The organism is Nocardia tengchongensis (assembly GCF_054781395.1).
This window is the reverse complement of the sequence record NZ_BAAGUM010000015.1, coordinates 135,985-157,684: the sequence shown is the minus strand read 5'-3', so window position 1 is coordinate 157,684 and position 21,700 is coordinate 135,985. Positions and strand designations below refer to the sequence as shown.

Genomic DNA, 21,700 nt, shown 5'->3' with positions numbered 1-21,700 from the left:
GTGAGTCCGATGCTACCGGACCCGCATACGGCGAACCTTGTTGTCAACCCTTGTTCGCCGCGTCGTCACGCGCGGCGCTCTCGAGTTGTGCCAGCAATTCCGATCCCGACCAGGTGCGCCGGTCGCCGTTCTCCGCAGCTGACACGAGTTCTATCAGCTTCTGGTTCACCGGCGTGGGTATTCCTACCATGGCGCCGAGACTCACGATTTCTCCGCACAGCCAAGGGATTTCGGTGGCGCGCCCGGCGGCCAGGTCATCGGCCATGGACGAGCGGGCCACCGGATCGATGGCCAGCACTTTCGCGGCAACCCTACGGAACAGGCCGTCGGGGGCGGTCAGCAGCCGGGCCATCACCTCCGGCGGCAGCGGGGTGAGCCGGGCCGGGCGGATGCGGGCCGCGTCCATGGCGGCCAGGGCCTCGCGCTGGGCCATCGACAGGCAGCGCCGGTAGTCGCGGTTGCCGAGTTCCTCGCGCAGCGGACGGCCCGAGAGCGCGTTGATCGGGTTGTTGAGGTTGAGCAGCAGTTTGGCCCATTGGATGGACAGCAGGTCAGCGTGGCGTTTGAAGCCCAGCCCGGAGCGGGCGAAGACGCCGCTGAACCGGTTCAGCACCGGATCGTCGGCCACGTCGACGGTGCCCGCGGTGCCGCGGTGGAAGTGGCCCTGATCGTTGTGGACGACGTTGAACATGACCATGCCGGGCAGCACCACGCAGGTGGGCAGGATCTCCCGGATGACCGCGTCGTTGCCGATGCCGTTCTGCAGGCTGAGCACGACCGTGCCGGGCGCGAGCACCCCGGCCAGTTCGGCGGCCGCGGTGGCGGTGCCCGCGGATTTCACGGTGATCAGCACCAGGTCGGCGTCCCCGGTGGGTTCGGTGGCCGTGTGGAAGGCGGTCGGCTCGACCTGCGCATGGTCGCCGTCGAGATCGGTGAGCCGCAACCCGTAGGTGTTCAACTCCTCCAGCACGCGCGGCCGGCCGACGAAGGTCACCTCCGCGCCCGCCGCGGCCAGCCGGCCGCCGACGTAGCACCCGATGCTGCCCGCACCCAGCACCGTCACCCGCGGCGCCGCACCCGCCTCCGGCCTCAAGCGGGACCGACCTGCTCGAGCCCGGCGTAGGCGGCCAGCGCCGAGCTGGACCGCTCGCGCACCGCGGTCACCAGTTCGGCCGGGCCGAGCACGGCGACGCCCGCGCCGAAGCCGAGCAGCAGCCGTGCCATCCAGTCCAGGGTGGCGAAGCGCATGGTGGCCTCGAGGCTGCCGTCGGGGTGGGTGGTGACCTTGTGCATCGGATACTGCTCGAGCACCCACGCGTAGTCGGGGCGAATCAGCAAGCGGGCCAGCGGGACCGCGGGATCGTCGACGAACAGGTCCAGCGCGGCGGACTCGTCGAGGGCGGCCTCGGCGGGCGGGCGGGCCGGCTCGTCGAGTTCGGCGGCCTCCTCGATGCGGTCGAGCCGGAACAGCCGCACGCCCTCCGCTTGCCGGCACCATGCCTGCAGATAGCTGTTGTTGTCCACCAGCACGATTCGGATCGGGTCGACGACGCGTTCGGACACCACATCGCGACTGGCCGAGTAATACACCAGGCGCAGTGCGTGACCGTGTTCGACGGCGGACCGGACGGTGGCCACGGCGGGTGCTTCCACCGGCGGCGGTAGCGCCGGGCCCGCGAATTCCCGTCCGGAGATGGCGGATTCGATCTTCGCGGTGGCGGCGTGCGCGGCGCTCGGATCCACCATGCCGGGCAGATCGGCGATCGAACGCAGTGCCACCAGCAGCGCGGTCGCCTCCAGGGAGGTCAGCCGCAGCGGGCGATCGATGCCCGCGCTGAAGGTGACCTCGATGCTCTCCTCGGAGAACGACAGGTCGATCAGATCACCCGGCCCGTACCCGGGCAGGCCGCACATCCACAGCTGATTCAGGTCGGCCATCAGCTGCTTGGTGGACACGCCGAGTTCGGCGGCCGCCTCGGCCGCACCGATGCCCGGGTTGGCCTGGAAGTACGGAATCATGTTGAGCAGCCTGGCCAGCCGGGTCGAGAGCCGGCTGGTGCTGGCCGCCGCGCTCCCCCGCCGGTCCTTCGCACCCTCCGACGCCCGTGCGCCGTCACCGCTGCCGCCCTTGCGGGCACTGTCGATCACGCTGTCTCCCCGACGTTTCCGCGACTCGGCCGCACTCACCCCGTCACCTCGCTCCGCTCGGATCCGGCCTGCGCGCAGCACGCTGGATCCATGGTTCCCTCGCCGCGCTCGCTCACGCCGTCACCTCGGTTCGCTCCAGCACCGATTTCAGGCGCGCGATCACGTTGTCGCGCAGGTCTTCCGGCGCGAGCACCAGGGCGTCCGCGCCGAGTCCGGTGATGAGCCGGGCCAGCCAGTCGCGCGAGCGGATCGGCACTTCCACGATCGAGCCGGCCCGGCCGCCCAGTACCCGGTCCTCCATGACCGGTCCGAGGCGGCGGATCTCCTGCCCGCGGCCCTGGGCCACCCATACCGTGGCCGACCCGGTGATCGGCGACTGCGCGGTGACCTCGGCGACCACGGCGCGCAGGTCCAGGTTCTCGGGCTTGTGCACGGCGTTGGCCGGGCCGTATTCGGTGACGTCCTCGTCGATGCGGGAGATGCGGAACACCCGCTGCGCGTCCCGCACGTTGTCGTGCGCGACCAGGTACCAGCGGCCGTGGTGGGTCACCACACCCCAGGGCTGGACGTCGCGTTCGACCGGATCCCCGTGCGACTGACGGTGTTTGAACCGCACCGACCGTCCGGCATCGATCGCGGCGAGCAGCTTGCCCAGCACCGGCTCCGACCCGCGCGTGCGCGCCGGCACCGCGGGCACCGCCGACACCCCGGCGTCGGGCTCCACGTGAATACCGGCCGCCCGCAGCTTCAGCAGCCCGCCCTCGGCCGCGGCCGCCAGCTCGGGCGACTCCCACAACTGCACCGCCACCGCGACCGCGGCGGACTCCTCGCTGGTCAGATCGATGTCCGGGAGCTCATAGGCGTCCCGGTTGATGCGATAGCCCTCGACGCTCGACAACCGGCTCACCGGTCCGATCTCCAGGGGTATGCCCAGATCGCGCAGCTCGTTCTTGTCGCGCTCGAACATCCGGCTGAAGGCCTCGTCGCTCGCGGACTCCTCGTACCCGGCGACCGACTCCCGGATCCGCTCCGCGGTCAGGAACTGCCGGGTGGACAGCAGCGCGATAACCAGATTCATCAACCGCTCGACCTTGGATATCGCCACCCCGTAGAGAGTAATGGGAGCGTCGCCGGTGTGAAGCATGGGCGGTCTCGTTTTTCCTCGGACGGCCCCCGAGCCGGATGATCCCAGAACCGGACAAAGCGGTCGAAACGCAGAGCGGGCCGCGAACCTGCTGGTTCACGGCCCGCTCGAGCGATTGCCCTACATCGAGGCGATCAGCCGATCCACGCGCTCGTCGACCGAACGGAACGGGTCCTTGCAGAGCACGGTCCGCTGCGCCTGGTCATTGAGCTTGAGGTGGACCCAGTCGACGGTGAAGTCGCGGCCCGCCTCCTGAGCGGCGGTGATGAAATCGCCGCGCAGCTTGGCGCGGGTGGTCTGCGGCGGCGTGGTGACCGCCGCGTCGACCGCCTCGTCCTCGGTGATCCGCTTGGCCAAACCCTTGCGGGCGAGCAGGTCGAAGACGCCGCGACCCCGCTTGATGTCGTGATAGGCCAGATCCAGCTGGGCGATCTTGGGATCGGACAGCTCCATGTTGTAGCGGTCCTGATAGCGCTGGAACAGCTTGCGCTTGATCACCCAGTCGATCTCGGTGTCCACCTTGGCGAAGTCCTGCGCCTCCACCGCGTCGAGGGTGCGGCCCCACAGATCCACCACGGCGTCGACCTGCGGATCGCGGTCGCGGTTGCGCAGATGCTCGACGGCGCGGGCGTAGTACTCGCGCTGGATCTCCAGGGCCGACGCCTGCCGCCCGCCCGCCAGCCGCACGGGACGGCGACCGGTGAGATCGTGCGACACCTCGCGGATGGCGCGAATCGGGTTGTCCAGAGCGAAGTCTCGGAACGCGACGCCCGCCTCGATCATCTCCAGCACCAGCGACGCCGTGCCCACCTTGAGCATGGTCGTCGGTTCGGCCATGTTCGAGTCGCCCACGATGACATGCAGGCGCCGATACTTCTCGGCGTCGGCGTGCGGCTCGTCGCGGGTGTTGATGATCGGCCGCGACCGCGTGGTCGCCGAGGACACCCCCTCCCAGATGTGCTCGGCCCGCTGCGACAGGCAGAAGGTGGCCGCTTTCGGCGTCTGGAGCACCTTCCCGGCCCCGCAGATCAACTGCCGGGTAACCAGGAACGGCAACAGCACGTCGGAGATGCGGGAGAACTCCCCGGCCCGGACCACGAGGAAGTTCTCGTGGCACCCGTAGGAGTTGCCCGCGGAGTCGGTGTTGTTCTTGAACAGGTAGATATCGCCGCCGATACCCTCCTCCGCGAGCCGTTGCTCGGCGTCTATGAGCAGATCCTCCAGGACCCGCTCGCCGGCGCGGTCGTGAGTGACCAACTGCACCAAGCTGTCACATTCGGCCGTAGCGTACTCCGGATGGGAACCGACATCGAGGTAGAGCCGGGCACCATTACGAAGGAACACGTTCGAGCTACGGCCCCAGGAAACTACCCGGCGGAACAGATACCGGGCCACCTCGTCAGGACTCAACCGACGGTGACCGTGGAACGTGCACGTCACCCCGAATTCGGTCTCGATCCCCATGATTCGTCGCTGCACCCTATCGACATTACAGCGGAATAGTGCCCGGTAACGGCCTTGTCGGACAGCTTGTGCAAACGTATTCACAACGATTTAGCACGGGGTGCAACGCCGCACGCGTCCTACCCTGCGAAAAAGCAAGGCTCCTTTGCACTCTGCTATTGAGAGTGCAAAGGAGCCTTATCCCGAATAGCGGGATTTGCCTGCCTCGGCGGGGCCTTAGGACGGGTCCCCGCTCGACGGCTTGTCGGCCTCGGCGGCCGCTTTCGCGGTGGGCGCCTTGCCGGTGATCAGTTCCTGCAACGCGGCGCCCTGGATACGGCGGAACGACCGCCGCGGCCGGGACTGCTCCAGGGTTGCCACCTCCAGGGAGGAGACGCCCACGGTGCGCGCCTTGTCCTTGTCGCCCTCGGGGACGGCCTTCTGCAGCGCGGCCACCGCCGTGGTGATGGCCGAATGCAGGTCCAGACCGGGTTTGTAGGTCGCCTTGAGGGCGGTGGCGATCGGCTCGGTGTTGCCGCCCATCACCACGAATTCCCGCTCGTCGACGATGGATCCGTCGAAATTGATGCGGTAGAGCACCGAGTTGGTGTCCTGCTCCGGGAACCCCACCTCGGCGACGCAGATCTCCACCTCGTAGGGCTTGAGCTGGTCGGTGAAGATGGTGCCCAGGCTCTGGGCGTACAGGTTGGCCAGGAACCGGCCGGTCACGTCGCGGCGATCGAACTGGTAACCGCGCAGATCGGCCTGCAGGATGCCCCCGCGGCGCAGCGCCTCGAACTCGTTGTATTTGCCGACCGCGGCGAATCCGACCCGGTCGTAGAGCTCGCTGATCTTGTGGAGGGTGGCCGAGGGGTTCTCGGCCACGAATACCACGCCTTTGTCGTAGACCAGCACGATGACCGAGCGGCCGCGCGCGATGCCCTTGCGCGCGAGCTCGGTCTTGTCGCGCATGATCTGTTCGGCCGACGCGTAATACGGCAGTGTCATGCTTCGCCGATCCCCTCTGCCGCCAACGCGGCCCGCTCCTCGACCATCGCCCGGGTGATCTCCTTGAGGCGCTCCTCGGTGACCTCCTCGGAGCCCTCGGCGTCGATCACGATCGCCGTCGGGTAGATGTTGCGCATGGTGTCGGGACCGCCGGTGGCGGTGTCGTCGTCGGCAGCGTCGAAGAGCGATTCGATCGCGATCCGCAGCGCCCGGTCCTGGTCGAGCCCGCGCGTGTAGGTCTTTTTCAGCGAGGACTTGGCGAACAGTGAACCCGACCCCACCGCGGTGTACCCGAACCGTTCCTCACTGCGCCCGCCGACCACGTCGTAGGACACGATGCGCCCGGAACGGTCCGCGTCCGGGGCGTCCGGGTCGTAGCCGACCAGCAGCGGGACCACCGCCAGCCCCTGCAGGGCCGCGGGGAGGTTGTCGCGCACCATCTTCGACAGCTTGTTGGCCTTGCCGGCGAAGGTGAGGGGAACGCCCTCGATCTTCTCGTAGTACTCGAGCTCGACCGCGAACAGCCGGATCATCTCGATCGCCATCCCCGCGGTACCGGCGATGCCGGCCGCGGAGTAGGTATCGGTGATGTACACCTTCTCGATGTCGCGCTGGGCCAGCAGGTTGCCCTGGGTGGCCCGGCGGTCACCGGCGATCAGCACCCCGCCGCGGTAGCTGACCGCGACGATGGTGGTGCCGTGCGGCGCGATGTCCGACGGCACCCCCGGATTCGGGTGATTGCCGCCGGAACCGAATCCGTTGCCGGGCAACAATTCCGGAGCGTGGAGACGCAGGTACTCGGAGAAAGAGGATTGGGCGAACCCCAACTGGAGCCGCAGGGGGTCACCTTGGGTCACTGGCCGCCCTTCTGCACGTATGCGCGGACGAAGTCCTCCGCGTTCTCCTCGAGCACGTCGTCGATCTCGTCGAGCAGGTCGTCGGTTTCCTCCGCCAGCTTCTCGCGACGCTCCTGTCCAGCCCCGCCGTCCCCGGCCGGGCCCTCGTCCTCGTCGCCGCCACCGGCGCGCTTGGTCTGCTCTTGTGCCATAGCAGCCGACCTCCTCTGTGATCATCGGCGAGCACCGGAGAAGACCCGATGCTCGTGAGGTCAACAGTACCCACCAGCGGGGACAACATGCCGGATTAAGCGTCATTGTGCTGTGCCCGCGATCTTCCCGACGCCATGTCGCGGACACGAAAAAGGGGCACGGGATTCAGTTCCCGTACCCCTCTCACGTGGGACTAGTGGGTCAGTTGCTGCACCAGTTCCGAGGCGGTGTGCACGCCGTCGAGGAGTTTGCCCACGTGGGACTTGGTGCCGCGACGCGGTTCCAGGGTGGGGATCCGCACCAGCGAATCGCCGCCCAGGTCGAAGATCACCGAATCCCAGCTCGCCGCCGCGATATCCGCGCCGAAGCGGCGCAGGCACTCCCCGCGGAAGTAGGCCCGGGTGTCGGTGGGCGGGTTGGTCATGGCGTCGGTCACCTGCTGCTCGGTGACCAGCCGCTGCATCGAGCCGCGCGCCACCAGGCGGTTGTAGAGGCCCTTGTCCAGGCGCACATCCGAGTACTGCAGGTCGACCAGGTGCAGTTTGGGCGCGGCCCAGGTCAGGCCCTCCCGGTTGCGGATGCCCTCGAGCAGGCGCAGCTTGGCGCACCAGTCCAGCAGGTCGGCGCATTCGAACGGGTCGCGCTCGAGCAGGTCGAGGACGTGCGCCCACTTCTCGATGACGTCCTGCACGCGCGGATCGTCGTTTCCGGTGCGGTCCATGAACTTCTCGACCCGGTCGAGGTAGATGCGTTGCAGCGCAAGGCCGGTCAGCTCGCGGCCGTCGGAAAGGGCAACGGTGGCACGCAGAGTCGGGTCGTGGCTGATGGTGTGCACGGCGGTGACCGGGCGGGCCAGCTGCAGATCCGAGAAGTCCTCGCCGGCCTCGATCATGTCCAGCACCAGCGCCGCGGTGCCGACCTTGAGGTAGGTGGACCATTCGGCGAGATTGGCGTCGCCGATGATGACGTGCAGGCGGCGGTACTTGTCGGCGTCGGCGTGCGGCTCGTCGCGGGTGTTGATGATGCCGCGCTTGAGGGTGGTCTCGAGACCCACCTCGACCTCGATGTAGTCCGCGCGCTGCGAGAGCTGGAACCCGGGCGTATCACCGGACTGACCGATGCCCACGCGCCCGGACCCGCAGATCACCTGGCGGGAGGCGAAGAACGGGGTCAGGCCCACGATGATCTGGTTGAACGGGGTCTCCCGGCTCATCAGATAGTTCTCGTGGGTGCCGTAGGAGGCGCCCTTGCCGTCGACATTGTTCTTGTACAGCTGCATGCGCGCCGCGCCCGGCACGCTGGAGGCGTAGCGGGCCGCGGCCTCCATGACCCGTTCACCGGCCTTGTCCCAGATCACCGCGTCGAGCGGGTCGGTGACCTCGGGGGCGGAGTATTCGGGGTGGGCGTGGTCGACGTACAGGCGAGCCCCGTTGGTGAGGATCATGTTCGCCGCCCCGACCTCGTCGGCATCGATCACCGGCGCGGGCCCGTTGAGCCTGCCGAGATCGAATCCGCGCGCGTCCCGCAACGGCGATTCCACCTCGTAGTCCCAGCGTGTGCGCTTGGCGCGCGGCACGCCTTCGGCCGCGGCGTAGGCGAGCACCGCCTGGGTGGAGGTGAGAATCGGGTTGGCGGACGGCTCGGTAGGCGTCGAAATGCCGTACTCGACCTCGATTCCGATGATGCGCTGCATGGCTTCGAGCCTAGGCGAAAGGGGGCCCCGGACGCGGGTGGACTGTCCGGGTCGATCTCATTCGTGAGACGTACCCGGGGTCGTTCTCACGGGCGATCCGCGCCGGGCCGGGCGACGGCACAATCACCTCCATGGTCGAACCGGCTTCCACCCCGCGCCCTCCACACCCGGCCGGCACGGTCGCCGACGACCCGATTCCCGTTCCCGCACAGTCGCATTCGAGCCGCGTCGCCGCACTGGACGTGTTGCGCGGCATCGCCATCCTGGGCACGCTGGGCACCAATATCTGGATCTTCACCAATGCCGAAGGGCTGCTCGGGTATATCGCGCGCAGTGACGAGCCGCACGGGGCGTGGCTGTGGGTCGAGCGATTCCTGCAGCAGCTGGCGCAGGGCAAGTTCCTGGGACTGCTGACCGTCATGTTCGGCATCGGATTGGCTATTCAGCAGCAATCGGCGCGACGGGCCGGACGGACGTGGCCGGGCGGGTACCCGATCCGGGCGGGGCTGCTGTTCGTCGACGGGCTGGTGAACTACTTCCTCGTCGCCGAATTCGACGTGCTGATGGGGTACGCGGTCACCGGACTGGTGGTGGCGTTCATCCTGGCGACGAGCCCGAAGACGCAGCGGCGCTGGCTGATCGCGCAGGCGAGCATCCACCTGAGCATGCTGACGCTGTTCGCGGTCGCGATCGCCTTCGGCAGCGGCGACGATTCCGGCGGCCGCCGGGCGCTGGATCCGAATCCCTACGCCGACGGTTCGTTCTGGGATCTGGTGGCGTTCCGGTGGGAGCACCTGCTGGTGTTCCGCCTCGAACCGATCCTCATCTTCCCGATGTCGATCGCCCTGTTCCTGCTCGGCGCCCGCCTGTTCCGGGCCGGGATCTTCGAACCCAGGGGCGCGCGAATCCGTCGGCGGCTCATGCTGATCGGCTTCGCCATCGCCGCGCCGACCGACCTACTGCTGGGCATGCTCGGCGGCGATCTGATCCTGCTCGCCCGCTACGGCACCGCACCCCTGGTCGCGCTGGGCATCCTGGCCCTGGTCGCCGAGATCTACGCGCACCGGCTCGGCCCCGGCTGGGTGGGCCGCCGGTTCGGCGAGGTCGGGCGAATGGCCTTGAGCTGCTACATCCTCCAGAACCTGGTGTCCGGATTCCTGTGCTACGGCTGGGGTCTCGGCCTGGCCAGCCTGGTGTCGGCCAACGCGAGGGTGCCGTTCACGGTGGGCGTGTACGTGCTGGTCTGCGCGCTGATGCTGACCGTCGCCCATCTCTGGCTGCGGCGCTTCGAGCGCGGGCCGGTGGAGTGGCTGTGGCATCGCGGCTACCGCGCCCTGACCGGCGCGGCACGCGCGACTACCTGATCCAGTCGATGGACCGCAGGTAGGGCGACTGCCCGCCGAGGCAGCCCGAGAGCCGGTAGAGGCTGTGCGCGGGAACGATATCGGCGAAGTCCTCGCCGATGGAGCTGCCGCTGCCGTCGGTGTCGGTGTACTCGCACTGCATCGTGCCCGAGACCGCGTAGTCGTGGTCGGTGTCGTTGCGGCAGTCCAGGACGTCGCAGTGCAGCCCGTCGGGGAGGTCGGCGTCCGCGGCGGCCGCGGCCATCGGCGCCAGTGCGGCCGCGGCAACGGCGGTGAGCACGGCCAGCCGGGCCAGGGAGCGGGATGCCATCGGGGTCCTCCGGTCGAACGACCTCACGCCCGCGCCGCCTCGGTGCGCGAGAGCAGGTCGGCGACGACGGTGTCGCGGGTCAGCGGCACGTCCAGACTACGGGCATTGCCCTCGAGCAGCGACAGCACCGATTCGGTGAGGATGCCCTCGATGTGCTCGGAGGACAGGGTGGGCGCCGCGCGCCAGCTGTTGACCACGCCGTCGACGAAACCGACCGTGCCGAAGGCCATGGGGCGGGCCCGGTTCCGGTCGATGCCGAAGCGGTTCAGGGCGTCGGCGAACAGGTCGGCCAGCCGGCCGCCGATGCGGTCGCGGGCGCCGGCCAGGGCGGTGGAGGATTCGCCGTGCGGGTCGGCGGCGGCCAGGAAGCGGTGCAGGTTCGGGTGCAGTTCCACCCAGCCGACGTAGGTGCCGACTGCGCCGCGCACCAGGTCGCGGACGGTGCCCTCGGGGTGCAGGCGCGGAAGCAGTTGCGCGGTCAGCGAATCCAGGATGTGACGGCGGATGGCCTCGTCGAGGTCGGCGCGGCCGTCGAAATGCCGGTAGACGACCGGGCGCGGGACGGTCAGGCGGTCGGCGATCTGCTGGACCGAGATCTCGGTGCCGTTCTCCTCGATGACGGCCAGCGCGGCATCCAGCATCTCGGTGCGGCGACGGGCCTTGTGGCTGTCCCAGCGGGTGCTGCGGCCGTCGGCGGGCGGCGCGGGTTGCTTGCGTCGGGTGCCGGTCACGGGCCTCACGATACCCACCTCCGCATTGACCGAGACAGCATGTACCACTAATCTGAGTGTAACAGCCTGTATCAGTAAACGAGTCAGGAGCTGTCATGGGCGACCACGCGACCTCGGCCCCGGCGGCCACCGCGCACGCCGCGCGCGAATCCTTCGCTCAGCGCTTGCTGACCGGATCGGTGAAGAAGTCCTACGACCCCGTCGTCGACCTGGACTGGGACGCGCCCCTGGACCCGGACCAGCTGTTCCTGCCGCCCGAGGTGATCTCGCTCTACGGCACCCCGCTCTGGGACGCCATGACCCCTGAGCAACGCCGCGAACTGTCGCGCGAAGAGCTGGCCAATGTGCTCTCGGTCGGCATCTGGTTCGAGAACCTGCTCAACCGGCTACTGCTGCGCGAACTCATGGCCGGCGACCCGACCTCGCGGCATGCGCACTACACCCTCACCGAGATGGGCGACGAATGCCGGCACATGATGATGTTCGGCAAACTCATCGACCGCATCGGCGCGCGACCCTACTGGCCCAACCGGTTCGAGCGCTGGACGATCAGCGGCCTGCAGCTGGTCCTGCGCGGATCGATGGTGTGGGTGGGCGCACTGGTCGGCGAGGAGATCTTCGACGCGATACAGCGGCGGACCCTCGACGATCCGGATCTGCAGCCGCTGGTGGCGCGGGCCATGCGCATTCACGTCACCGAGGAGGCGCGCCACATCGGGTTCGCGCGTGACGCGCTCGCGCACCGGGTGCCGACCATGTCCCGGGCCGAATTGCATTACACGCGACTGTGCGTCGCGGTGGCCGCTCCCCTGTTCGTGCATCTGATGACCAACTGGCACATGTACGCCCGCGCGGGCGTCGAGGACGGGCGGGCGGCGCGGCGGCTGGCCCGCGCCAATCCGCATTCGCGGCGCGCGCTCGGGCTGGGTGCGGCGAATCTCGGTGCGTTCCTGGACAAGCAGGGGTTGATCGGGCCGATCGGCACACGGGTCTGGCGGCGCCGAGGACTGCTGTGAGATTGCGGCGGGCCCGCCGCGACCGGCAGGCTGCCGCGGACACGACCGAGAGCTACCCCGATCCCGAACCCGCTCCGGACTATTCCGGCCCGGCGCTGCTCGACGCGCCGGGCGTCGAGGTCGCGGTGCACGTCGCCCTCACCGGGCGCCTCGACCCGACCGACGGCCAGTTCCATTGGTACGGGCGGGTTTCCGCCGCCGACGGGACAGCCTTGCCCGATCCCGGTCGCGGGCAGGTCTTTCTCACCGTCCCCGGCCGCACCCCGACGCCCGGCGTGCTCCAGGAACGCGATCCGTGGGGCAATCTGCGGATCGCCGGGATCGGCGCGCCGCCGTTCTCGCTGTAGCGCAGCGGCATTCGCCCGTCAGCGGGTCAGGCCCACGAAGTCGGCCATGGCCTCGATGGAGTAGGCGAAGAACGGTCCCGCCGGATCCATGCTGTTGTCGAGCTGTCCGAACAACTCGAAGGTGACCGTGCCGTAGAGCTGCGTCCACGCCATCACCCCGCGCACCACCGCGGTCTCGGGCAGGCCGGGCGCGACCTGTTCGGCGATGCCGGCGGATTGTGCGGCCAGCACGGGGTCGACCGGCGCGTCGGGCACGCTGAGGCTGCCCGATTTCCAGGCCCGGTTCACGATGCCCAGCGCGGCGACGGGCACCCGGGCGGCGGGCCCGATGGTGGACTCGGGGGCTCGATAGCCCGGCACCGGCGAGCCGTAGACCAGGGCGTACTCGTGCGGGTGGGCCTTGGCCCAGTCCCGCACCGCGTGCGACATCCCCCGCCACTGGGCGCGGGGGGCGTCCGCGGCGGCCACCGCGTTCTCGACCGCGTCGGCGATGCTGTCGTACGCCTCGATGATGAGCGTGGTGAGCAGGTCGTCGCGGCTGGGGAAGTACCGGTACAGCGCCGAGGACACCATGCCCAGTTCCCGCGCGATCGCGCGCAGGGAGAGCGCGGGCGCTCCGGACTCGGCGAGCTGCCGGCGAGCAGCGTCGGTGATCTCGCGGGTGATCTCAGCTCTGGCCCGGGCGCGGGCGGTGCGGGGGACGCTCATTCCGACAAGTCTGCCACGTTTCGGATCACCTGAATATTTCGAGAGCAGCGCTCTTGACATTCCGCAAGGCGTGCATGCACACTGATCTCAACAGAGAGCACCGCTCTCGCAGAGTGAAGAGGAAGATCCCATGGACGCCCACGCCGCTGCCACCCGCTACATCGGCCCCACCGGTCTCGACCCCTACATGAACCGGTTCTTCAACATGCTCCCCAAGCTCGGCATCAGCATCGCCGGCTCCCGCCTGCTGGCGGTGCGCGGCCGCAAGTCCGGCGAATGGCGCACCACCCTGGTCAATGTCCTGACCACCGACGACGGCGCCCGCTATCTGGTCGCGCCGCGCGGCCACACCCAGTGGGTCCGCAACCTGCGCGTCTCGAAGACCGGCGAATTGCGCCTGGGCCGCAAGTCGGAGACCTTCACCGCCACCGAACTCCCCGACGCCGACAAGATCCCCGTCCTGCGCGCCTACCTCGACCGCTGGGGCTGGGAGGTCGGCCGCTTCTTCGAAGGCGTCACCAAGAACGCCACCGACGCCGAATTGGCCGAGATCGCACCGGGATTCCCCGTCTTCGCCCTGGCCTGACGCCACCCCGGGGTCCCCGACCCGACCAAGACCCGGGTCCGACCACGACCCCGGCAAGACACGACATCGCCCCGGCAAGGCCTACCGCCTCGCCGGGGCGATGTCGCGCCGGGCCCGGATCCGCCGGCGGTGGCAAATCAGCCGACTCCCGTTGCTTGTCTAGCGCAGTTGTCACCGCAGCGCAGTCCCGGTGAGCCGTCGGCGATTCCAGCGACCTGGCGGTGCGGGAATTCCAGGCCGGGCGTCAGCGCAGTTCGTCGAGGGATTCGTCGTCGCGGGCGACGAAGGCGCGGCCGTCGGCGGTGAAGACGATGGGGCGCTGGATGAGGCGGGGGTGGGTGGCGAGGGCTTCGATCCAGCGGTCGCGGTCGGCGGGGGTGCGACCCCAGGCGGCGACGCCGAGCTCCTTGGCCTGGGCCTCGGCGGTGCGGGTGATGTCCCACGGTTCCAGGCCGAGTTTGGTCAGGGCGGCGCGGATCTCGTCGGCCGAGGGCGGGTTGTCGAGGTAGCGGCGCTCGACATAGTCCGAGCCGGTCTCCTCGAGCACCGCCTTGGCGGTGCGGCTCTTGGAGCACTGCGGGTTGTGCCAGATTTCGGTCGCTGCCATGCCGCCAGCCTAGGCCGCCGCGGGTACTCCCCCGGTCACCGGCACGGTCAGAGCCAGTCCACGACCCAGCGGTAGGGGCGCATCCAGTAGAGGCCGCCGTCGGGAATCGGCGCGCCCCAGCGCTGTTCGGCCTGGGTGAGCTGCCAGCGGTATTCGGGGGCCGGTTCGCCGCCGTGGATCTCCACCAGGTGGCGGCGCCAGCTGCCGATCATGGCGGGTACGACCTGGCGGTCGTTCTCGTAGGCCCACTCCACATTTCGGGTCATCAGGCTGTCGACGGCGTGGTTGGCGGCGTTCGGGTCGCCGGTGCTCAGCGAGTGCAGGAACGCGGCGACCAGGTTGTAGGCGATGGCGTCGTGCGTCGAGGTCTGCCCGTTCTCGAGCGACCAGATGCCCAGGTAGGTGGGTCCCTGCTCGTCGATCCACACCGAATGCGCCTCGCCGACCCGATTGTCGAAGATGAGCGCGGTGAGCAGGCCCAGGGTGGCCTTGCCCATGATGAGCGGGTCCGGGCGACCGGTGCCGACGGCGTCGTCCATGAGCGCCCGGTAGGCGGCCGCTGCGATGCCGGGCCGGTTGGCATCCATCAGCGCGTCGGCGGTCTCGCCGCCCGCAAGCTGTTCGGCGGGCGGCTGCGCCGGCCCGGCCACCGCCTGCGGGGCACCGTCACCGACCTGCAGGTACTGCGTCTGCATGGCGTCGAGCGCGACGGGCGGAGCGAGCGGCGGCACATCGGATTCGGGCTGCCCGGCGCCGGGGGCGGGCGGTGCGACGCCGGGGGCGAGCGGTGCGAGGCCGAAATCGGGAGCCGCGGCGTCCGGACCGGGCAGGATCCCGCCGAAATCCGGTCCCGCGACGCCGAGTTCCGCGCCATTGACAGTGGACTGTGCCGCACCGGAGTCGAATGCGGAAAAGACCTGATCAGGCTGTGCCGCGCCGGGTTCCGGGAACGACACCGCGTCGCCGAGCGGGTCCGCCAGGTTCAGGTCGACCGCGAGCGGGGGTCGCAGGCTGGGAGCGGTCTGCAGATATTCCAGTGCCACCCGGGCGAATTCGTTGTCCTGGGTTTCGAGCCATTCGCGCCCGGCCCGCAGGGTGTCGATCAGGTGCTCGCCGACGCCCTGTTCGATGGCGGCGCACAGCGCGTAGTAGCCGTAGCCGCGGTAGTCGTCGTGGCCGACGCCCTCGGTGATGAGCAGCTGCGCATATCTGCTTGCCAGGTCGTGTCTTTCGAGGTCGCCGAGCAGGGTGCAGGCGGTCATGGCCGCCATCAGCACCTCGGCGTGTTCGCCGTGGGTGCGGCGCAGCTCGATACAGCGGTCGGCCATCAGGACGGCGCTGTCGGGCAGGCCCTGCTGGGTGGCGGCCTCGACGGCCATCGAGTACATGGTGGCCAGGGTGGCGGGCGGGATGTCGGCCGGGTAGCGGGCCGGTCCGTGTTCGGCCAGGTGCAGGGCCTGGGCGTAATCGCCCGCGGCAAAGGCGGATCGGAAGCGGTAGGACACGATCCAGCCGTACTCTTTGGGATCGGGGACCCCCAGCAGCTCGTCGTCGAACGCTGACAACCGGGCCAGCGCCTCCTCGGCCCGACCGGTCTCCAGCATGCCGCTCGCCTCGTTCATCACCTCGACGAACGCATTTCGATCCATGGCCTACTCGCCTTCCCGCATATGTCAGCCCCGGATCGTATGACCGTGCCACGACCCGGCGTGGTCACTGAGGTAAAGGTCATAGTTTGACGCCACCCCACATGACCACGCGTTGTCATTCGCGTGGCACGTTGTGTCACAACGGTATTCCCGCGCCGCGCCGCGAACCCGCCTCCCTGCGGGTCATTCTCGCGTCACGACCGATCCGTCCGGTCCCCAATGTAACGACAACACACCGAGTGGACACGTAACCGCCCTCGGCGCGTCGGGGTGGACTCGCGGGCGAATCGCATCGACTCCTACAGAGCGGGCAAAGTGCTGCCGGGGGCCGGGATAAAGGTGACAATCCGCTGCCGAGGGTCGCCCGGCAGTTCGAGGTTCTCGTAGGTGAAGGACAGCTCGCCGGACGATGGATGGCGGATCCGTTTGACCCCGTGGGTGCGGTGCTCGACGTCGCCCGCGGCCCAGAGCGCGGCGAATTCGGCGCAGTCGGCGGCCAGCTCGTCGATCAGTGCGGCGGTGGCGGGGTCGCCCGGGTAGCGTCCGGCGGCGCGGCGCAGTTGCGCGACGGTGGCGGCGGCGACGGCGTCCCAGTCACCGTAGAAGTCGCGTGCGTCCGGGTCCGCGAACAGGGCGCGGGCCATGTTGCCCGCGATCATGGCGCCGAAGACATAGTGCGCCAAGGGATTCGCGGCCAGGACGTCGAAGGTGTCGGTGATCAGCGCCGCGGGGGCCTTGTCGATCAGGTCGAGCATGCGCAGCAGTTCCGGCCGCGGAGCGGGCGCGACGCCGGCGGCCGGGCGGGGCGGGTGGGCCAGGGCGTGCAGGTGTTCGGTCTCGACGGTGTCGAGCCCGAGCGCGGCGGCCAGGCCGTCGAGCACCGCGGCCGACGGGTTGGCGGCGCGGCGCTGTTCGAGCCGCTGATAGTACTCGGCGCTGATGCCCGCGAGGTGCGCGAGCTCGGACCGGCGCAGGCCGGGGACGCGTCGAAGGCCGGAGGGCGGCAGGCCCGATGTCTGCGGGTCGACCCGCGCGCGCCGTGACTTCAGGAATTCCGCCAGGTCCTTGCGCACCGCCATGTACGCAGTTCTACACGGTCCGGCGGTGGGTGGCCCCGGCGATACCAGACACGACCGGCCCTGGTTGGCGGCTTCCGGCGCGCGCAGCATCGGTGGCACCGATTCCCTTGCACGGTAGGAGTTTTGACATGAGTGCTTCCGCTCAGCAGCGCGCCGACATCATCGAGGCCGCCACCAGGCTGTTCTGGTTCATCGATATTCGCGACTGGGACGCCTTCCCGGGCGTCTTCGCCGGCGAGGTCACCCTCGACTATTCGAGTGTCTGGGGCGGTGAGCCGGCGCGGGTGACGCCGGGACAGATCCGGGCCGACTGGGAGAAGCTGATCGGCGCCTTCGACGCCACCCAGCATTTGCTCGGCAATCATCTGGTGACCGTGGACGGCGATCGCGCCGAGTTGACCGCGGTGTTCCAGGCGGTCCATATTCTGGCCAATCCGCTCGGCTCGCCGCGCTGGACGCTGGGCGGCACCTACCGCATCGGCCTGCATCCGGTAAACGGCGAGTGGAAGGTGGATTCGATGGTGATGACCGCGCAGTGGGCCGACGGCAACAAGGACATCATGAACCTGGTGTCCGGTGGGCAGCGTCCGACCGCGGCGTAAGGGTCCGGGAGACGGGAACGGGAGGGATCGTTGTCCCTCCCCTTTCAACATATATCGCACCGGGGGGCTTGCGGCAAGGCCCCGGGGATGGCGCACAATCGCTGGCCGAGGGCTGCAACCTGCGCGGATGTCGCGCGGGTGGCGGCCGGGGATCTGCTGGGCGGAAGGTGTGGTGCTGGTGTCGGATCAGGGATATGCGAACGAACTGCGGTCGGAGCAGGACTATGTGGACGGCCTGTACGCGCGGCTGGATGCCGAGCGGGCGCGGGTCAAGGGCCGCTACAGCGAGACGCTGACCGTGCGCGGCAATGCCACGGTGATGGTGGAGCGCGATGCCGAGGCGCGGGCGCTGGCCAAGGAGTCGGCGCGACTGGGTGTGGCCGACAACGGGTTGTGCTTCGGGCGGCTGGACCGGGAGACCGGCGAGCACACCTATATCGGCCGGATCGGCATCTACGACGAGGCGAACGAGTTCGAGCCGCTGCTGCAGGATTGGCGGGCGCCGGCGTCGCAGGCGTTCTACACCGCGACCGCCGCGAGCCCCGAGCAGATGCGGCGGCGTCGCCAATTCCACACGCGCGGGCGGCAGGTGATGGATTTCACCGACGAGGTGTTCGGCCGTCCCGGTGACGGTGAGCGCGGTGACGCGGCGCTGCTGGCGGCGGTCGACGCCCCGCGCGGCGAGGGTATGCGCGACATCGTGGCGACCATTCAGGCCGAGCAGGACCGGATCATCCGGCTCGACCATCCGGGCACGCTGGTGATCGAGGGCGGGCCGGGCACCGGCAAGACCGTGGTCGCGCTGCACCGGGTGGCGTATCTGCTCTACACCCAGCGCGAACAGATGGAACGCAACGGGGTGCTGGTGGTCGGCCCGAATACGGCCTTCCTCCGGCACATCGGGCGGGTGCTGCCGTCGCTCGGTGAGACGAACGTGGTGTTCACCACCACCGCGGATCTGCTGCCGGGTCTGCATGCCGCCGCGGAGGACGAGCCGCAGGCGGCGCGGCTCAAGGGTGCCCTGGGGATCCTCGACGTGTTGAAGACCGCGGTCGCCGACCGGCAACGCGTCCCGGAGCAGCCCGTCACCATCGAGCTGCCGGATGTGACGGTGCGGGTCGGCGCGGATGTCGCGGACTGGGCGCGGTCGGAGGCGCGCGAGAGCGGGTTGCCGCACAACCTGGCGCGCGCGACCTTCGTGGAGGTCCTCACCTGGGCGCTGACCGAGCGCGCGATCGCCCGCATCGGCGAGGGCTGGCTGACCCGCGCGGACCGCGAGGCGTGGGAGAACATGCGCGCGGACCTGCGCACCGAACTCGCCGAGCACGACGGCTTCACCGCGCTGCTCGACGAGCTGTGGCCGACCCTGACCCCTGAATCGGTACTAGCCGAGCTGCTCTCGTCGCCCGATCGGCTGCGCGACGCCGGCGCCGACGACGCGCTGTGGCGGGCCGACGGCGAGGCGTGGACGGTGTCGGATGTCCCGCTGCTCGACGAGCTGATCGATCTGCTGGGCCGCGACACCTCCGCCGAGGACGCGGCGGCCGAGCGGGAACGCAAGGCGCAGGCCGCCTACGCCGAGGAGGTGCTCGACCTGCTGGTCAACCGCGCCGACCACATGGACGACGAGGATCACCTGTTCGCCACCGACATGCTCTACGGCGAGGACCTGGCCGAGCGTTTCCTCGAACGCGACACCCGGGAGCTGGCCGAACGCGCTGCCGCGGACCGGGATTGGACCTACCGGCACATCGTGGTCGACGAGGCCCAGGAGCTCTCGGCGATGGAGTGGCGGGTGCTGATGCGCCGCTGCCCGAGCCATTCCTTCACCGTGGTCGGCGATCTCGCGCAGCGCCGTTCGGCGGCGGGCGCGACCTCGTGGGCGGAGATGCTCGACACCTACGTGCCCGGCCGTTGGCTCTACCGGTCGCTGACGGTGAACTACCGCACCCCGGCGGAGATCATGGCGGTGGCGGCGGCGGTGCTCGCCGATTTCGCCCCCGATGTGACGCCGCCGGAGTCGGTGCGCGCCTGCGGCGTCCAGCCCTGGGGCCGACAGCTCTCCCCCGCCGAGATGCCCGCCGCCATAGAGGAATTCGTCCGCGACGAGGCGGGGCGCGAGGGCACCAGCATCGTGATCGGCCCGCCCGGCATGCCCGGCGCGGTCCCCGCCTCGGAGACCAAGGGCCTCGAGTTCGACGCCGTCCTGGTGGTCGAACCCGAGCACATCCTGGCCGACGGCCCCCGCGGCGCGGCCGAACTGTACGTCGCCCTCACCCGCGCCACCCAGCGACTGGCCGTCCTGCACCAGGGCCCGCTCCCGCAGGCCCTGGCCGGTCTCCACTCCTCGAAGTAGAGCTCGAACCGCGCCCTGCCGGTTGGTGGGTGACGGTCGCGTCGACCGCACCCACCGACCTGCAGCATCAGGCTCGGAAACTCTTGGAGGCCGAGGAGATTCGCTACGCCGGAGATGTCGTCGGCTCGAGTGCTGCGCGGTCTCCGTTGACCTGTCCTGCACTTCGTCGTACCGGACGCATCACTCGGCCGATTTCCTTATCGCCTCGCGAACCGCCTCTGGGGGCATGACATGAACCTACGACGCGGGCCATCCGCTGTCTGCAAGGTTGCCGGCGCCTGTCGGGGCAGACCCCGCCGATGGCCGAAAGACCCCCCTCGGGACGCTCCCTATGCCCTTGCCGATGCGCGTTCGGCGCTCGGCGTCCTGCCGGTCCACCGCTGGTACGCGCGCCGGAACTCACGGCTGTCGCTGTATCCCACCTCGGCGGCGATCGTTGCTATCGGCAGCTTCGATTCGCGTAACAGGGTGGCGGCGCGCTGCAGGCGCACCCGGTCGCGAATTTCGCCGAACTTCTCACCCGCCTCGGTCAAACGACGCTGCAACGTCCGCTCGCTGATCATCAACCGCCCCGCTACCAGCGCCATCGTCACCGGATGCCGCAGATTCGCGCGAAGCACGCCCTCGACCCCGACGACGATGTCCGAGTGCCGGTTGCCGGGGTCCGCGAGTTGACGCGCCGCCTCCAGCGCGAGGTCGAGTTGGCCCGGATTGGCCGTGGGAATCCGGCGATCGAGCAGTTCGGTGGCGAAGTACATCCGCGTGACGGGCGTGCCGAAGTGCACGGCACAACGAAAGAAGCGACTGTAGGCGTCCGCGTAGTCGGGTCGGGGATAGGCGAACTCGATCCGCGTGGGCGTCACCTGATTGTCCAGTGACAAGCGCAGCAAGGAAACGATGGAAACGGACGTTTCCTCGCACAGGAACGGCAAGAGTTCGGGGTCGGGGGTGCGTTCGTCGATACGCAGCGCGAATTCGTCGGGTCCGGGCTCCATTGCGTAGTCCAGCAGGGTGCCGGTCGCCCGATGGAATTGGAGGCCGACACCGAACGCCTCCCCGACCGATCCGCACGAACGCACGGCGACACCGAGCAGGCCCCAGGACATGAGAACGTCGCGAGCGCCGACCCGCAAACCCAGCGGACCTGGCGGGAGCGCGCGCAGAGCGCGATGCAGGAACGTCGACACCTGCCGGTACGACAAGCGGGTCTCCAGCAGGTCGATTTGACCGAGAGTCAACCCGGTCCCCGACAGCCACGGCTCGGGGTCCACACCGCGCTCCTCGGCGAACTGGAGTACACCCATCACAATGCCCGCAGGAATAACCGCTTCTTGCAGTGTGGGGTCGTTCACAATAGCTTGCTGAAGCTCATTCCTCATTCAAGGACCTCAGAGGGTTGGACAGTGGCCATCGGGCAAATATTACCAAGCCACCCGTAATGAATGACTGCATTCGGAAGCCCCCGGACGCGGGTCGCTACGGGTCGGCAACGGCCCGCGACCGGCGGTGTCGACACGATGCTCGTCGGCGAGCAACCCTTGGGCGCTGACCGGAGTCGCCGTCGTGGCCTGCCCGCCCACCCGGCGACGACCAGGCTCTGCACGGCCGACCCGGCCCAGGGGGGGAAGTTACGCCAGGGGAGGGGGCCTGTCGCGCCACCCTCGGCCGTCAGCGGCTCCGAGCCCGCCGATCGTATTAAGTTTCGAGATGCAACGCCCCCGTGGACATGAATATCTGAGCTCACCGATCGTTCACCGTCCACTTCGAAGCAGCCGCATAGTGCATGAGGAGTTCGCTGTCGTGGTCGATAGGAATTACGTTCTACCGCGAACGATCTGCATTTCGATCGACCTGCCGGAA

Annotated in this window: 21 protein-coding genes; 6 read left to right on the top strand and 15 right to left on the bottom strand. The window is 69.1% G+C overall.

Translation table 11 applies throughout. From position 1 onward, the window contains the following. Positions 1-43 precede the first annotated feature (43 nt). The 8 genes from ACYVKL_RS27190 to dop all read right to left on the bottom strand — a co-directional run bounded on the left by ACYVKL_RS27190 (position 44) and on the right by dop (position 8,485). The gene (locus ACYVKL_RS27190) at positions 44-1,093 is read right to left on the bottom strand and encodes a 2-dehydropantoate 2-reductase (RefSeq protein ID WP_379165976.1); all 1,050 of its coding nucleotides are present in this window, start codon (positions 1,091-1,093) and stop codon (positions 44-46) included. After that, complete coding sequence (locus ACYVKL_RS27185) at positions 1,090-2,019, bottom strand: helix-turn-helix transcriptional regulator (RefSeq protein WP_379166668.1); 930 nt, start codon at positions 2,017-2,019, stop codon at positions 1,090-1,092. The genes ACYVKL_RS27190 and ACYVKL_RS27185 overlap by 4 nt, the downstream gene beginning before the upstream one ends. Positions 2,020-2,260: 241 nt before the next feature. Beyond that, a complete protein-coding gene (locus ACYVKL_RS27180) occupies positions 2,261-3,253 on the bottom strand; it encodes a helix-turn-helix transcriptional regulator (protein ID WP_379165975.1) in 993 nt (330 codons plus the stop codon). A 159-nt stretch (positions 3,254-3,412) separates the two neighbouring features. Continuing rightward, positions 3,413-4,771: a Pup--protein ligase gene (gene pafA, locus ACYVKL_RS27175; protein WP_213555214.1), complete on the bottom strand. Its 1,359-nt coding sequence runs from the start codon at positions 4,769-4,771 to the stop codon at positions 3,413-3,415. A 201-nt stretch (positions 4,772-4,972) separates the two neighbouring features. Next, entirely contained in the window at positions 4,973-5,743 is a 771-nt protein-coding gene (gene prcA / locus ACYVKL_RS27170) for a proteasome subunit alpha (protein WP_379165974.1), read from the bottom strand. Further along, on the bottom strand, positions 5,740-6,600 hold the full coding sequence (gene prcB, locus ACYVKL_RS27165) for a proteasome subunit beta (RefSeq protein ID WP_379165973.1): 861 nt from the start codon (positions 6,598-6,600) through the stop codon (positions 5,740-5,742). Before prcB ends, prcA begins: the two co-directional genes overlap by 4 nt. Then, positions 6,597-6,791 carry a ubiquitin-like protein Pup gene (locus ACYVKL_RS27160; protein ID WP_213555212.1) on the bottom strand — a complete coding sequence of 65 codons (195 nt, stop codon included), beginning with the start codon at positions 6,789-6,791 and terminating at the stop codon, positions 6,597-6,599. Before ACYVKL_RS27160 ends, prcB begins: the two co-directional genes overlap by 4 nt. 194 nt (positions 6,792-6,985) lie before the next feature. Beyond that, positions 6,986-8,485 (bottom strand): depupylase/deamidase Dop, encoded by a 1,500-nt coding sequence (dop, locus tag ACYVKL_RS27155; RefSeq protein ID WP_379165972.1) that lies wholly within the window; start codon positions 8,483-8,485, stop codon positions 6,986-6,988. A 131-nt stretch (positions 8,486-8,616) separates the two neighbouring features. Here dop and ACYVKL_RS27150 point away from each other — a divergent pair, with 131 nt between their 5' ends. Beyond that, positions 8,617-9,849 (top strand): DUF418 domain-containing protein, encoded by a 1,233-nt coding sequence (locus ACYVKL_RS27150; RefSeq protein WP_379165971.1) that lies wholly within the window; start codon positions 8,617-8,619, stop codon positions 9,847-9,849. On the opposite strand, the gene ACYVKL_RS27145 is transcribed toward ACYVKL_RS27150, so the two are convergent. Further along, the gene (locus ACYVKL_RS27145; protein WP_379165970.1) at positions 9,842-10,159 is read right to left on the bottom strand and encodes a hypothetical protein; all 318 of its coding nucleotides are present in this window, start codon (positions 10,157-10,159) and stop codon (positions 9,842-9,844) included. The two genes, ACYVKL_RS27150 and ACYVKL_RS27145, sit on opposite strands and share 8 nt — an antisense overlap. 23 nt (positions 10,160-10,182) lie before the next feature. Further along, entirely contained in the window at positions 10,183-10,890 is a 708-nt protein-coding gene (locus tag ACYVKL_RS27140; RefSeq protein WP_246597647.1) for a TetR/AcrR family transcriptional regulator, read from the bottom strand. A gap of 95 nt (positions 10,891-10,985) precedes the next feature. Between ACYVKL_RS27140 and ACYVKL_RS27135 the strand changes: the two genes are divergently transcribed. Together ACYVKL_RS27135 and ACYVKL_RS27130 are read left to right on the top strand one after the other, a co-directional pair. Continuing rightward, positions 10,986-11,906: an AurF N-oxygenase family protein gene (locus ACYVKL_RS27135; protein ID WP_379165969.1), complete on the top strand. Its 921-nt coding sequence runs from the start codon at positions 10,986-10,988 to the stop codon at positions 11,904-11,906. Continuing rightward, positions 11,903-12,253, top strand: coding sequence for a DUF4873 domain-containing protein (locus tag ACYVKL_RS27130; protein WP_379165968.1), 351 nt, complete (start codon positions 11,903-11,905; stop codon positions 12,251-12,253). Before ACYVKL_RS27135 ends, ACYVKL_RS27130 begins: the two co-directional genes overlap by 4 nt. 18 nt (positions 12,254-12,271) lie before the next feature. Here ACYVKL_RS27130 and ACYVKL_RS27125 read toward each other — a convergent pair whose 3' ends face one another. Next, positions 12,272-12,961, bottom strand: a complete 690-nt coding sequence (locus tag ACYVKL_RS27125) for a TetR/AcrR family transcriptional regulator (RefSeq protein ID WP_379165967.1) — start codon at positions 12,959-12,961, stop codon at positions 12,272-12,274. Positions 12,962-13,091: 130 nt separating this feature from the next. Here ACYVKL_RS27125 and ACYVKL_RS27120 point away from each other — a divergent pair, with 130 nt between their 5' ends. Continuing rightward, positions 13,092-13,547: a nitroreductase/quinone reductase family protein gene (locus ACYVKL_RS27120; protein ID WP_357196231.1), complete on the top strand. Its 456-nt coding sequence runs from the start codon at positions 13,092-13,094 to the stop codon at positions 13,545-13,547. 244 nt (positions 13,548-13,791) lie between these two features. Here the strand turns inward: ACYVKL_RS27120 and ACYVKL_RS27115 are convergent, their stop codons facing one another. From ACYVKL_RS27115 to ACYVKL_RS27105, 3 genes are all read right to left on the bottom strand, one after another. After that, entirely contained in the window at positions 13,792-14,154 is a 363-nt protein-coding gene (locus ACYVKL_RS27115; RefSeq protein ID WP_357196228.1) for an arsenate reductase family protein, read from the bottom strand. Positions 14,155-14,201: 47 nt separating this feature from the next. Next, positions 14,202-15,803, bottom strand: coding sequence for a hypothetical protein (locus ACYVKL_RS27110; protein ID WP_379165965.1), 1,602 nt, complete (start codon positions 15,801-15,803; stop codon positions 14,202-14,204). Between the two features lie 299 nt (positions 15,804-16,102). Then, entirely contained in the window at positions 16,103-16,882 is a 780-nt protein-coding gene (locus tag ACYVKL_RS27105) for a helix-turn-helix domain-containing protein (protein WP_379165964.1), read from the bottom strand. Between the two features lie 128 nt (positions 16,883-17,010). On the opposite strand from ACYVKL_RS27105, the gene ACYVKL_RS27100 reads away from it, so the two are divergent. Together ACYVKL_RS27100 and helR are read left to right on the top strand one after the other, a co-directional pair. Continuing rightward, on the top strand, positions 17,011-17,484 hold the full coding sequence (locus ACYVKL_RS27100) for a nuclear transport factor 2 family protein (RefSeq protein WP_379165963.1): 474 nt from the start codon (positions 17,011-17,013) through the stop codon (positions 17,482-17,484). Between the two features lie 178 nt (positions 17,485-17,662). Beyond that, positions 17,663-19,840, top strand: coding sequence for an RNA polymerase recycling motor ATPase HelR (gene helR, locus ACYVKL_RS27095; protein ID WP_379165962.1), 2,178 nt, complete (start codon positions 17,663-17,665; stop codon positions 19,838-19,840). 329 nt (positions 19,841-20,169) lie between these two features. Here the strand turns inward: helR and ACYVKL_RS27090 are convergent, their stop codons facing one another. Beyond that, a complete protein-coding gene (locus ACYVKL_RS27090) occupies positions 20,170-21,144 on the bottom strand; it encodes an AraC family transcriptional regulator ligand-binding domain-containing protein (protein ID WP_379165961.1) in 975 nt (324 codons plus the stop codon). Between the last annotated feature and the right edge of the window lie 556 nt (positions 21,145-21,700).